Source organism: Yoonia sp. R2-816 (genome assembly GCF_046762905.1).
GTDB lineage: Bacteria > Pseudomonadota > Alphaproteobacteria > Rhodobacterales > Rhodobacteraceae > Yoonia.
Genome location: NZ_JBKQXN010000082.1, coordinates 1 through 333, shown reverse-complemented (window position 1 = coordinate 333; position 333 = coordinate 1). Strand labels below are relative to the sequence as shown.

At 56.2% G+C, this 333-nt stretch carries 1 protein-coding gene; it reads right to left on the bottom strand.

Annotated features, from left to right (window positions below; translation table 11 throughout):
- The coding region (locus ACFWW2_RS01505; protein ID WP_393925594.1) for an Ig-like domain-containing protein at positions 1-290 on the bottom strand (290 nt) is incomplete at its 3' end.
- Between the last annotated feature and the right edge of the window lie 43 nt (positions 291-333).

Here is a 333-nt window from a genome sequence, read left to right as displayed (position 1 = left end):
GCAATCGCCACAATAGGTGCATCATTGGTTCCGTGAACAACGACAGAAACGGTTGCGGTGCTCTCCCCGCCATGGCCGTCACTGACGGTATAGGTGAAGGTATCCGTCAGTGTCTGACCCTCTGCCAGGGCCTGAACAGCGGCTGCGCCGGTGGGATCATAGCTGATCGTCCCGCCGGTGTTCAGCGTCAGGGTGGCGCCATGCTCACTCGTGGCAGAAACCGCTGTCACCGTGAGTGCATCCCCGTCGATATCACTGTCGTTGGCAAGAAGGGTGGCTGTATCAATCAAAGTGACAGCATCTTCTGTGACAAGATTGGGATTTTGAGCAATA